The following is an 11729-nucleotide window of genomic DNA, read 5'->3' as shown; positions in this document are numbered from 1 at the left end:
TGGTAGAGCGCGGGTCTGAAGAACCCGGCGTCACAAGTTCGATCCTTGTCGAAGGCACCAGTTCCGTTTCGTCTAATGGCAGGACAACAGTCTCTGACACTGTAAATGTAAGTTCGACTCTTACAACGGAAACTACGGCTCCGTAGTTCAGTTCTGGTCAGAACACCTGACTGTCACTCATGAGGTCACTGGTTCGAGCCCGGTCGGAGTCGCCAAATATTTCCGTTTCGTCTAATCGGTAGGACAACGGTCTTTGAAGCCGTGAGTGAAAGTTCAAATCTTTCAGCGGAAGCTTTATGGTATATGACTGTGTAGCCAAGTGGCAAGGCAGCGGACTGCAACTCCGCCAGCGCAGGTTCGACCCCTGTCACAGTCTTTTAATTACAGGAAAGTAGTTCAATGGCAGAATGGCGGTCTCCAAAACCGCAGATCACAGTTCGACCCTGTGCTTTCCTGCTTTATATGATGTTCTATTATAATAGTATAAAAGGACAGACATACTCATATAAAAGCCCCGAAGCGATTCATCAAGTGCTTCGGGGCTTTTGTTTATCTTATTTGTTGGATTTTTCGGATAGTGGCTGTGATCGATGGTTTGAGAGTTTTCGTCCCTCGTTCCTCTGGTCGAGAAATCGGATAACAGTGACTGCGTCGACCGCGTGCCGCGCCTTGATGCGATGGCTCTGCCCTTAACAGTCAGCTTCTGCGCAAACATCCCGCAAGCCTGCTGGCGCGAGGCATATGCCGACGCAATCGCATAAACCGCGCGCTTTATTCCGCGGCATAGATTGCTTGATGTGCAAGTTTGTTGCCGCGAAATTGGCCAACGTTGACTGCGTCGAACGTGTCCGCCCGAGGACCTTTTCGCGAAAAGCTTGACCAAAAGCTCCCCTCTTTGGCAGTTTTTACAGAATCACCTAAATCTTTCGGGAAATCGCCTGACTGTTTTTCTTGAAAACAAAATACGCTATAAAGCACATGATTATCTGCAAAACTGTTGAACATGGTGTCGCAAGACCTATCTTGAACAATGATCCGCCGCCTGTTTCTTTCATGAAGAATGCAACGGGTATCCTAACAAGGAAAGCACCGCAGATGCCCTGCGCCATAACGAAAGTGGTCTTTTCGATTCCGTTATAGAATCCCACAAAGCAGAACAGGAAGCAGGTGAACAGGCAGTCGATGGCATAGGCTTTTAGGTAATCCCATGCGGCGGCAACGGTATCGGGCTTATTGGAGAATACTCCCGCAAGGATATCGCCGCGGAAGAAAGCCACGAAAAACATCACAATACCAAAGATAAGAGATACTGCTATACCGCTTTTCAGGGCTTTAACAGCACGGTCGGTATGACCTGCGCCGTAATTCTGGGCAACGAATGCCGCCATGGACTGCATGAAAGCCAGCGGCACCAGCATGATGAATGCGCAGACCTTCTGGGCTACGCCCACACCTGCCGAAGCGGTAACTCCCAGTTTATTGACTATCGCCATCAAAACCAGGAATGACACACTTACCAGAAAGTCCTGCAAAGCTATTGGTGAACCTATACGGATTATATTAGCCGCATAATTGCTTTCAAGTTTCAGGTCTGACCTGTGGAATTCAAAGGGCAGCTTGGTTCTCCTTATTATAAAGAAGGATATGATAACGCTGACCAGCTGCGCCATTACTGTAGCGAGGGCTGCGCCTTTTGCGCCCATGTGGAACACCGAAACAAAGATCAGATCACCGATGATATTGAACGCACAGGCTATACCCACGGCGATGAGGGGCGTTTTTGAATCGCCCAGCCCCCTGAAAATACTGCCCAGCAGATTATACGCGGTAATAACGATGAATCCGCCGCCGCACACGCGGATATAGCTTTTGGTGAGGTCATAGGCTTCTTCGGGGGCTTGCATTACCTTTGCAAGACCGCAAGCGCCAAGTACGCTTATGACAGTGAAGACCACTCCCGTTATGGCAAATATCACAAGACCCGTGCCAACTGTCTTCGCGGCTTCCTCGGGACGTCGTTGCCCGATACGCTGTGCCACCGCCACTGTGATGCCCATAGAAAAGCTGACGATGAGGTTTGTAAGGGTCTGAAGGATCTGCGAGCCTGTGGATACGGCTGATACATCGGCATCAGAACCGAATCTTCCCACCACCAGCAGATCGACTGCACCGTACATAGCCTGCAGAAACATGGCAAACAGCACAGGCAGCATAAACTTCAGGAGCTTTGGCAGTATAGCTCCCTCGGTAAAGTTATTGTTTTTCATTTATATACCTCCACAAAAAATGCCGGACAAAACAGCAGGCGTTTCAGCCTGCAGTCTTATCCGGCATTACATTTCTATCGAATGTTTTGCCCTCCGAACCAGCATTTGTAATTATAGCACAAGGCTGATTTGGTGTCAATCGTCAAATTGTTGAATCATGGTGTCAGACATTGGCGGCTTTTTATTAAATATCTTACAGTTAGATACAAAAAAACACTATTTGTTTACAAAATATTACGAATTCGCCGAAACTTACGAAAAGCAATTGTGAACTTTTTCGACTTATTTTTACTACATATAGATTTTATTACAAATCAAAACACTATATATAGAAACGAAAATGTTTTCTGGATATAATTAATTAAAAATACTCGCCTATTAATGAAAATTATACTCGAAGTTGCTTGAAGATTGTTACAGAATAATGTATAATTTAATCAGGATAAATGATATGGGTAATTTCAATATAAATTATCAAATTTAACTAGATAGTTAGTTTGAATGTGTACTTTATATTTCGTGGTATAAACAAATAACAAATGGTAATTTGGATGGAGGTATTTATTATGACTAAGAGATTTATTGCAGGACTTATGACTTTAGTATTAGTATTCGGCGGCGCAGCTCTTTCAGACAGCAACAATAACATTATTAATACCTCTATAACTGCCAGCGCAGCTAACAGAGTTGAAGGTTATTTCGAGTATGCTTTCATAGATGACGTAAGAAGCGGCGTTAATATCCTTGGTTACAACGGCAACGAGTCCAACGTTGTTATACCTTCTTATATCAATGGTGCTCCCGTAGTCAGCATAGGCGATTACGCACTTTGTCACAACGGCATGACAAGCGTTACCATACCCGCATCTGTAAAGTCGATCGGAACATACGCTTTTTATCACTGCTCCAACCTTTCCGTTATAAACAACGGCAGCGGTATCAGCGATATCGGAATGTATGCTTTCAGCTGCTGCACTTCCCTTTACAAGATAACCATACCCGGCAGCGTTACTGAGATAGGCTACGGCGCATTTGATTCTTGTTCAAATCTTGAAAACATCAATTTCCCCAAGAACCTGACCAATTTCCACGCTAATGCTTTCGCAGGCACAAAGTGGCTCGCAAACAAGCAGAGACAGAGCGATCTGGTCATCGTAAACGGAACGATCATCAACGGCGCAAACTGCAGAGGTTATGTAAGCATACCCAGCGGCGTTACCGGCATCGGCGACCACGCTTTTGCAGAAAACAGAAACATCACCGGTATCAACATGCCCAGCACTGTTAAGACTATAGGCGCTTTCGCATTCGGATGCTGCGATAAATTAAGAAGCATCAACATACCCAACAGCGTTACCAGAATTGAATACGACGCATTCAAGGGCAGCTCGAATCTTGAAAATATAATCATACCCAGCAGCGTTACCTACTTCGGTTCTGACGCTTTCACAGATACCAAGTGGCTGGCAAATCAGAAGCACAGAAATCCTCTGGTAGTAGTAAACAACATCGTTATAGACGGCAAAAGCTGCTCCGGCAACGTAGTTATACCCAACGGCGTTAAGGCTATATGCAACAACGCATTCGCACTGAACAGCATGATCACTGACGTTTCGATGCCCGGAAGCTTAAGAGAGATCGGCGATTACTCCTTCACTTCATGTACAGCTCTTCAGAAAGTCGTTATACCCTACGGTGTTACTTCCATAGGTTCAAATGCTTTCCTCGAAGCAAGAAGCATCAAGTATGCTGAGATACCCAACAGCGTTACCTACATGGGTCAGGAAGCTTTCAAAGAGTGTTCCGCACTCGAAGCAGTTAACGTACCCGGCAGCGTAGATACTCTTGAACTTGCAACATTCCAGGAATGCCGCAGCCTTAAAGCCGTAAATATCGAAGACGGCGTAAAGACTCTGAAAGAATATGTATTCTCAAACTGCAGCGCACTTACCGATATCTACATCTCAGGCAGCGTTGAAACCGTCGGCTGGCGCACATTCTACGGCTGCAACAGCCTTAACGAAATAACTTTCAACGAAGGTACTTCCTCGATCGCAGCAGATGCTTTCCAGAAGTGTGATTCTATAATGACAGTTACTCTGCCCAAGAGCTTAACAAACATCACTGCAACATCTTTCAACTACAGCATACCCGGCTTCAAGATCAGAGGCTTCGCAGGTACTACCGCACAGAGACTGGCAGCTTATGCAAATGTAGGCTTTGAAATACTTGAAGAACCCATAATCGCGACCGAGATCAAGATCCAGAACAGCGAACCTAAGCTGAACAGCAACGCAAAGAGTGAGACTACTTCCTACAAATATACCGGCAAAGGCGATGTAAACGGCGACGGCAAATTAAACACATCCGATTTTGCCAAGGTAGCAGCTCACATAAAGGGCAAGAAGCTGCTTGACAATGCAAGCGTAGCAGACGTAAACAACGACAACCTCGTTAACATTACCGATCTTTCTAAGATCGCAGCTCACATCAAAGGCAAGAAGATGCTGTGATAATAGAAACGGATCAATAATATAAAAAGCAATAAATCCTCTTATAAATAACCTCCCCCCAAAAAAGTCCCCCGCATATATAATGCGGGGTTCTTTTTTGGTCGACCTCTTATTCAAATCGCTGTTTAAGTTTAATATACTCTAGCAGTGCAGTGTATTCCCGCAGGTATGAACCACGTTTTTCCTCACTGATTTCTGCATACTTCTGATGGCAGGAAAATATATCCACCGCTTCATCTAGTGGGAGCCATTGAGGTTCAAGACCACGTTTCTTCTCTGCTTCTGTCAAGGATATATGCCCGCGACCCGTTACTTCGCATACATAATAATGACTGATATAGCAATATTCCTCGTAGTACTCATGAAGGATCAGGAATTTTTGAACAGGCGATACTATATATCCGGTCTCCTCTTCAACTTCTCTTGCACAACATTCTTCGAGTGATTCATTCTCTTCAAGGCCTCCGCCGGGTATCAGCCACCAACCCGATTGGGTCTCATGTGAAAGAAGGATCTTACCGTTATTTATAATGACAGCCCGACTGCCTGAACGAGTTTTAGTAAAGGTTTCAAAACGGTTTGCACCGAGTATTTCAATTTTTTTCATAATGTTCTTCCTCAGATACGGATTTATACAATAGCGATTATAGCACAAAAGCTGAACTTTGTCAAATAAAACGCAAAGCGGATTCCGACACCGGGCATCGGAATTCCCTTTGATGTATGGCGAGCATATTTTTGCAAAAAAAGACCGCGCAGAGATCGTCTGCACGGTCGTAAAAACATATCATCTGCTGAGATCAAGGCTTCTCACCTTTTCGCGGAGAGGAAGCACATAGGGCGGAGAAACTGAAAGTTCGTCTATGCCCATGCGCATGAAAGTTTCGGTAAGGGTCAGGTCAGCCGCAAGTTCACCGCATATTCCTATCCATGTACCGTTATTGTGGGCGTTCTTTGCCGACATCTCGATAAGGCGAAGCACAGCTTCATGGTGGGTATCGACAAAGGGTTCGAGCCTTGCGTTCTGGCGGTCGCAGGCGAGAGTGTACTGCGTAAGATCGTTGGTGCCTACGCTGAAAAAGTCTACCATCGGTGCGAGAAGATCGCTTATCATGGCAGCGGCGGGAGTTTCTATCATTATGCCTATCTCGGTATCCTCATTGAACCTTATGCCGTCGTTTTTAAGTTCCGCTTTTACTTCCTCGCAGGCAGCTATGCACTTTTCAACTTCCGAAACGCTTGTTATCATCGGGAACATTATGCCCAGATCACCAAAGGCAGAAGCTCGGTACAGCGCCCTCAGCTGGGTCTTGAATATCTCGGGGCGGGTAAGGCATATGCGCACAGCCCTGAGACCCAGTGCGGGATTTTCTTCCTTTTCAAGGCCAAAATAGTCTATCTGCTTATCTGCGCCGATATCAAGAGTGCGGATAATGACTTTCTTTCCTGCCATACTTTCCAGGACTTTGCGGTAAGCGCTGAACTGCTGTTCCTCAGTGGGATAGTCCTCGCTTTCCAGATAAAGGAATTCGCTTCTGAACAGACCTATGCCGCCTGCATCATTGGCAAGCACAGAACCGATACTGCCCACTCCGCCGATATTGGCGAAAATGTTTATTTTGGTACCGTCAAGGGTGACATTTTCCTTGCCTTTCAGCTCCTGTAAAAGCTGTTTCTTTCTAGCGTCCTCAGCCTGCTTTGCGGTGTATTTTGCTATAGTTGCATCATCGGGCGAAACTATAAGTTCACCTGTATGACCGTCAACGATGAGCATATCGCCGTCATGGATATTTTTGAGGAAGTCCTCACCTGCGCATATTACCGCAGGGATATTCATATTTCTGGCGAGTATGGCTGTGTGAGAATTTGAAGAACCGAAGGCTGTGACAAAGGCAAGCACCTTATCCTTGTCAAGAGAAACGGTCTCACTGGGGGCAAGGTCATCGGCACAGATTATCATTTTTTCATCTGAACTGTTCTGCGCCTTTCCGCCGCCTGTCAGGCAAGCGATAAGACGTTCGGAGATATCCTTTACATCAGCGGCACGAGCCTGCATATAGGCATCGTCCATGCTTGAGAACATCTCGGCAAAATTATCAGCTGTGACAGCAACGGCGTATTCGGCATTGACCTTCTGGGTCTCGATGATGCTTTTTATGGAGTCGTTATAGTCCTCGTCATCAAGCATCATCATGTGGACCTCAAATATCTCGGCATTGGCTTCGCCTACCTCTTTGAGGGCTTTGCTGTGTATCTCCTCGAGCTGTCCGACTGCCATTTCCTTGGCAACTTCAACACGCGCGAGTTCTTTTTCTGCATCATCGACAGTCATGCGGCGGACATCGATCGAACTACGGCTGAATACAGATACTTTGCCGACTGCGACCGCACCATAGACTCCTTTGCCATGATAAACGTCCATAACCATCACCGCCCTTTCATTTGTTTAAAGATTAGCGTCCATGAATTCTGCGATCTGCTGAAATGCCTCTTCTTCGTCTTCGCCCTCAATGGTGAACTTGACTGTATCGCCGCATTTTACGCCCAGTCCCATGATCTTCATCAGGGCTGTTCCGCTGACAGGAGGCTTACCCTCTTTCTCGAGTGTCACGGTGCTGGAAAAAGTTTTTATAAGCTTCACCAGATTGCCTGCGGGTCTTGCGTGGATACCTATCTCGTCTTCAATAATGTATGTGAATTCTTTCATAGCAGTTATTCCTTTCGTGTCATATTATTTTATCTGCATCTCGTCCAAAGCAGGATAAGACGCTATCGCACCTTTTCGCTGAACGCTCAGCGCACAGAAACTGTTGGCGAACGTTAAACATTCCAGAAGTTTTTCTTCGGTGATACTCCCAAGGATATCGTCACCCGAGGTGATATCTCTCAGCTTCCACAGAAACGAACCTGTGAAACCATCGCCTGCACCTGTTGTATCAACTGCATTCACCTTTAGCGACGGTGCATAGACCTTAACATTCTCCGTGAATGCATAAGCGCCGTCAGCGCCGCAGGTATAAAGCACAAGCTTCACGCCCTGACCAAAGAGCATTTTTACGCCTGTTTCGATATCATCTGCACCTGTTACATAGCTGAGTTCTTCATCGGATATCTTGACGATATCGCTGAGGGGAATGAACTCGCGTACTGCACCGACAAGTGCTTCTGTGCTGTTCCAGAGATTGAAGCGAAGATTGGGATCAAAGCTTATTATGCCGCCTTTTTCCCGCATTATCCCGATGGCTTTCTTATGCGCCTGCTTCATCGGGAAATCTCCGATATCCACACTGCAGAAATGCAGGGCGAAAACATCATCGAAGTATTCTACCTTTACACTTTCGGCGCTGTACAGCATATCTGCCGAGGGCTTGCGGTAAAATGAGAACGTTCTGCCGCCGTCTTTTTCAAGGGATACGAAAGCTAGAGCTGTATTTGCTTCGTCTGTAAGAGAGATGCAGCTCGTATCCACATTTACAGATTTCAGCTCACCGATTATCTTGTGCCCAAAAGGGTCATCGCCAAGCTGAGTTATCATTTTTGACTTTCCGCCCAGCTTTGAGAATGCCGCGCACACATTTGCGGGAGCTCCGCCGACTTTTGGAGAAAATGCACCCACTTCATCGAATGAACAGCCGCTCCTGTCGGGGATAAAATCGATAAGCGCTTCACCTATCGCTGCAAGCACATTATTCATCGGTTATCACCTCGATCCCGTTTAGTTCATATAAGGTTCCGCTTATGCCTTCAGCCGACAGAGTTATCTCGGTATCCTCGGGGTACATTCTGGCTGACATTACTGTTTCACCGCCGTTGATGTACACTTCAACCGAAGCTTTATCGGCTATGATACGTATATCCCTCAATTCGGGGATATATGCGTATCTTACATCTCTGCCGCAGCCTGCGCTGTCGTTCAGGAATTCAAGTTTGGATTCACTGCCGCAGGATACGAATTGCAGGACGTTATCAAATCTCACCTTTATATCCCCCGCCGCTTTTGCAGCAAGGTCAAACGGGAGACTGATCTTTACCGTATCGCCGCTGTTTATAGGGGCGGCGTTTTTGCGGAGAGAATCAAGTTCTCTCACGGGGTTTTGCAGTATTTTTCCGTCATCGGTAACTGTCAGTTCGCGTGGAAGAGTCAGGCAGTGCTGCCAGCCCAGTTCCACCGTGGGATTGGTATAGGGTATATCCCCTATGCCCTCCCAGCCCAGCAGTATACGCCTGCCGTCGGGTGCTTCAAAGCTCTGGGGCGCATAGAAATCGAAGCCTTTGTCCCATTCAGTAAAATCGGTGAGATTGCCGTTTTCCATACGGTAATGCCCCGAGCTGTAAACATTCTGGTTATCGAACTTTCCGTGAACAAGCCCCTGAGGGGATATGCTCAGGAATCTCTGTCCGTCTATTGTGAATTCATCGGGACATTCCCACATATAACCCATATCATCAGCGGTATATTTTTCAAGGAAAGTCCAGTTTTCAAGGTCATCGGACACATAGTGGAGCACGCAGCCTATATCCTGCAATGTCCTTGCGCCAAGCACCATATGGTACCTGCCGTCTTCCTCCCATACCTTGGGGTCGCGGACATGGCAGGAACATTCTGCGGGGTAATCGGAGTTTCTCAGTAGTATTTTCTTCGGGCTCATATCGTGCCCGTTTTTTGTCGTGACCAGTATAACGTTGGCACCGCGCCCCGATGTTATATAATCGTGGTCGCCGTCCTCTTTGACGTTGCCTGTGTAGAACAGATACAACGTATCGTCTTTAACAAATCCACAGCCCGAATATACGCCGTCCTTATCATCGGGTGTATCGGGGAAAAGCACTGTTCCTGTTGAACGCCAGCTGATAAGATCGGGACTTTTCCAGTGTCCCCAGCATTTTCTTCCGCTGCCTGAGGGACTATCGGGCGAATACTGATAGTATACATGGTATTCGCCCTTGAAATAACAGAGACCGTTGGGATCGTTTATCCAGCCACTTTTAGGCTCAAGATGAAGCTTTTGTCTGAAATCATTTTTCATATACCGATTCACCGTCCGTGGGGATCATCACTTTTGGGTTGTGATCAGTTCGTCATAGTAGTTTATGCCGCCGTCAGCAGTTCTGCGGATATCCTTGAAATCATCTACATTAGTAATGATAACGGGGCTGATAACGCTGTAACCCTTGTTCTTCAGTGTCTGGATATCGAAGGTTATGAGGGTATCTCCGCGGGAAACTCTGTCACCCTCCTTGACATAAGCGTCAAAGCCTTCGCCGCCGAGTTCAACAGTGTTCATACCGATATGAACGAACAGCTCCATGCCGTTATCAAGGGTCAGACCAACAGCGTGATGAGAATCAAACAGTGTAGAAACCTTGCCGTCTGCGGGAGCAACTACCTTGCCGTCCATAGGATCAATTGCTGCGCCCAGTCCGAGTGTGCCTTCTGCAAAGGTCTTATCGGGAACTTCTTCCAGAGCGATAGCTCTGCCGCTCATAGGAGAGTATACACAGTTATCCTTGTACTCCTTAGCAGGAACCTTTTCCTTGGTAGGTGCGTAGAGTATCCAGGAAAGAACGAATGCTACAACTGCTGCTACTGCGAATGTGAGCAGATAGCCGAAGAAGCTGTCGGTTGTGATCAGGAAACCGAATATACCTGTAACGCCGTTTGCAGTTGCGTATACGTTCATCATGGAAGCTACTGCTGCGCCGCAGGCGCCGCCTGCCATACCTGCTACCAGGGGCTTGCCGAAACGTACATTTACACCGAAGATAGCAGGCTCAGTAATACCCATAAATGCGGAAAGTGAAGCAGGAAGAGCCATAGACTTGATCTTCTTGTTCTGAGTCTTGAGAGCTACTGCCAGAGCTGCAGCACCCTGTGCTACGTTAGCTGCTGTTGCGATAGGCATCCAGATGTTCTGACCGTTGTCAGCCAGCATCGAAAGCTCGATAGCGTTGTACATATGGTGAACGCCTGCAACAACTGTAGGAGCATAAACAGCACCCATAACAAATGAACCGATACCGAAAGGCAGGGCGATGAGCCACTGTGCACCGGTAAGTACCCAAGATTCGAGCTGTGCGAACACAGGACCGATAACTGTCATTGTAAGGAATCCTGTTACAAGAACGGATACCAGAGGTGTAACAAAGAGGTCGAACATCTCGGGAACGTGCTTGTGCAGCCATTTTTCAATGACTGACAGCAGAAGGATCGCGATAACTACGGGTATAACGTGACCCTGATAGCCCGATGCGTTGATATTCCACAGACCGAACCAAGACCAGAGTGTGGGAAGACCGCTGCCGTCGCCAACAGACCATGCATTTACAAGATTGGGGTGGATCATTATCATACCGATAACCGCACCAAGATAGATGTTTGCGCCGAATATCTTAGCTGCACTTACAGCTATGAGTATCGGCAGGAATGTTAACGCTGCGTTGGAGAACATATCCAGCAGGGTATACAGATGGCTGTCCGCCATGCTCGGGAATGCCTTTGAAAGACCGCCCAGAAGTCCGCACAGAAGACCTGTGGCAACTATTGCAGGTATGATAGGTACGAATACATCACCAAGTGTCTTGATAGCTCTCTTGTACCAGGGAGACCTCGCCGCTGCCGCTTTCTTAACATCTTCCTTGGAAGCAGCCTCAATGCCTGCAAGCTGTATGAACTCGGCATACACCTTGTTTACAGTACCTGTGCCAAGTATGATCTGAAGCTGTCCTGAAGCCTCAAATACGCCCTTGACACCGTCAAAGTTTTCGAGGTCAGTTTTTTTCACCTTGTTGTTATCAGCTATTACAAGTCTTAACCTTGTTGCGCAGTGTGCTGCACTCGCGAGGTTCTGTTTTCCGCCAATTGCTTCAAGTATTTCAGATGCTAGTATTTTGTAATCCATAGAACCCACCCTTTCTGTTTCCAATTTTTTACTGAAAATGTATCACTTAT

At 46.9% G+C, this 11729-nt stretch carries 9 protein-coding genes and 5 tRNA genes; 6 read left to right on the top strand and 8 right to left on the bottom strand.

Annotation, left to right across the window (positions count from 1 at the left end; translation table 11 throughout):
• Positions 1–61: 61 nt before the first annotated feature.
• The 5 genes from BMY75_RS17840 to BMY75_RS02930 all read left to right on the top strand — a co-directional run bounded on the left by BMY75_RS17840 (position 62) and on the right by BMY75_RS02930 (position 456).
• Positions 62–132, top strand: a tRNA-Gln gene (locus tag BMY75_RS17840).
• A gap of 4 nt (positions 133–136) precedes the next feature.
• Positions 137–215, top strand: a tRNA-Asp gene (locus BMY75_RS02945).
• A 5-nt stretch (positions 216–220) separates the two neighbouring features.
• A tRNA-Gln gene (locus BMY75_RS02940) sits at positions 221–292 on the top strand.
• A 13-nt stretch (positions 293–305) separates the two neighbouring features.
• A tRNA-Cys gene (locus tag BMY75_RS02935) sits at positions 306–376 on the top strand.
• Positions 377–385: 9 nt separating this feature from the next.
• A tRNA-Trp gene (locus BMY75_RS02930) sits at positions 386–456 on the top strand.
• On the opposite strand, the gene BMY75_RS02925 is transcribed toward BMY75_RS02930, so the two are convergent.
• Both BMY75_RS02925 and BMY75_RS02920 read right to left on the bottom strand, forming a co-directional pair.
• Complete coding sequence (locus tag BMY75_RS02925) at positions 431–715, bottom strand: hypothetical protein (RefSeq protein WP_074829478.1); 285 nt, start codon at positions 713–715, stop codon at positions 431–433. The two genes, BMY75_RS02930 and BMY75_RS02925, sit on opposite strands and share 26 nt — an antisense overlap.
• 202 nt (positions 716–917) lie before the next feature.
• A complete protein-coding gene (locus BMY75_RS02920) occupies positions 918–2267 on the bottom strand; it encodes an MATE family efflux transporter (protein WP_074829476.1) in 1350 nt (449 codons plus the stop codon).
• 566 nt (positions 2268–2833) lie between these two features.
• Here BMY75_RS02920 and BMY75_RS02915 point away from each other — a divergent pair.
• A complete protein-coding gene (locus BMY75_RS02915; protein WP_074829475.1) occupies positions 2834–4780 on the top strand; it encodes a leucine-rich repeat protein in 1947 nt (648 codons plus the stop codon).
• A 109-nt stretch (positions 4781–4889) separates the two neighbouring features.
• On the opposite strand, the gene BMY75_RS02910 is transcribed toward BMY75_RS02915, so the two are convergent.
• From BMY75_RS02910 to BMY75_RS02885, 6 genes are all read right to left on the bottom strand, one after another.
• On the bottom strand, positions 4890–5387 hold the full coding sequence (locus BMY75_RS02910) for an NUDIX hydrolase (protein ID WP_074829472.1): 498 nt from the start codon (positions 5385–5387) through the stop codon (positions 4890–4892).
• A 180-nt stretch (positions 5388–5567) separates the two neighbouring features.
• Entirely contained in the window at positions 5568–7202 is a 1635-nt protein-coding gene (gene ptsP / locus BMY75_RS02905) for a phosphoenolpyruvate--protein phosphotransferase (protein WP_074829468.1), read from the bottom strand.
• 24 nt (positions 7203–7226) lie between these two features.
• Positions 7227–7487 (bottom strand): HPr family phosphocarrier protein, encoded by a 261-nt coding sequence (locus tag BMY75_RS02900; protein ID WP_074829465.1) that lies wholly within the window; start codon positions 7485–7487, stop codon positions 7227–7229.
• Positions 7488–7511: 24 nt separating this feature from the next.
• Positions 7512–8474: a carbohydrate kinase family protein gene (locus BMY75_RS02895; RefSeq protein ID WP_074829462.1), complete on the bottom strand. Its 963-nt coding sequence runs from the start codon at positions 8472–8474 to the stop codon at positions 7512–7514.
• Positions 8467–9807, bottom strand: coding sequence for a glycoside hydrolase family 32 protein (locus tag BMY75_RS02890; protein WP_074829458.1), 1341 nt, complete (start codon positions 9805–9807; stop codon positions 8467–8469). The genes BMY75_RS02895 and BMY75_RS02890 overlap by 8 nt, the downstream gene beginning before the upstream one ends.
• 27 nt (positions 9808–9834) lie before the next feature.
• Positions 9835–11679 carry a PTS sucrose transporter subunit IIABC gene (locus tag BMY75_RS02885; RefSeq protein WP_074829455.1) on the bottom strand — a complete coding sequence of 615 codons (1845 nt, stop codon included), beginning with the start codon at positions 11677–11679 and terminating at the stop codon, positions 9835–9837.
• Positions 11680–11729 lie beyond the last annotated feature (50 nt).

This window comes from Hominimerdicola alba, assembly GCF_900109655.1.
In the GTDB taxonomy this organism is placed as follows: Bacteria; Bacillota; Clostridia; order Oscillospirales; family Ruminococcaceae; genus Hominimerdicola; species Hominimerdicola alba_B.
This window is presented reverse-complemented; position numbering and strand designations above follow the sequence as displayed.

What these genes read in the sequence shown, in the direction of transcription:
- BMY75_RS02910 (WP_074829472.1), bottom strand. Translation starts at nt 5,387, where the DNA reads ATGAAAAAAATTGAAATACTCGGTGCAAACCGTTTTGAAACCTTTACT.
- BMY75_RS02895 (WP_074829462.1), bottom strand. Translation starts at nt 8,474, where the DNA reads ATGAATAATGTGCTTGCAGCGATAGGTGAAGCGCTTATCGATTTTATC.
- BMY75_RS02915 (WP_074829475.1), top strand. Translation starts at nt 2,834, where the DNA reads ATGACTAAGAGATTTATTGCAGGACTTATGACTTTAGTATTAGTATTC.
- BMY75_RS02920 (WP_074829476.1), bottom strand. Translation starts at nt 2,267, where the DNA reads ATGAAAAACAATAACTTTACCGAGGGAGCTATACTGCCAAAGCTCCTG.
- ptsP (WP_074829468.1), bottom strand. Translation starts at nt 7,202, where the DNA reads ATGGACGTTTATCATGGCAAAGGAGTCTATGGTGCGGTCGCAGTCGGC.
- BMY75_RS02900 (WP_074829465.1), bottom strand. Translation starts at nt 7,487, where the DNA reads ATGAAAGAATTCACATACATTATTGAAGACGAGATAGGTATCCACGCA.
- BMY75_RS02885 (WP_074829455.1), bottom strand. Translation starts at nt 11,679, where the DNA reads ATGGATTACAAAATACTAGCATCTGAAATACTTGAAGCAATTGGCGGA.
- BMY75_RS02925 (WP_074829478.1), bottom strand. Translation starts at nt 715, where the DNA reads ATGTTTGCGCAGAAGCTGACTGTTAAGGGCAGAGCCATCGCATCAAGG.
- BMY75_RS02890 (WP_074829458.1), bottom strand. Translation starts at nt 9,807, where the DNA reads ATGAAAAATGATTTCAGACAAAAGCTTCATCTTGAGCCTAAAAGTGGC.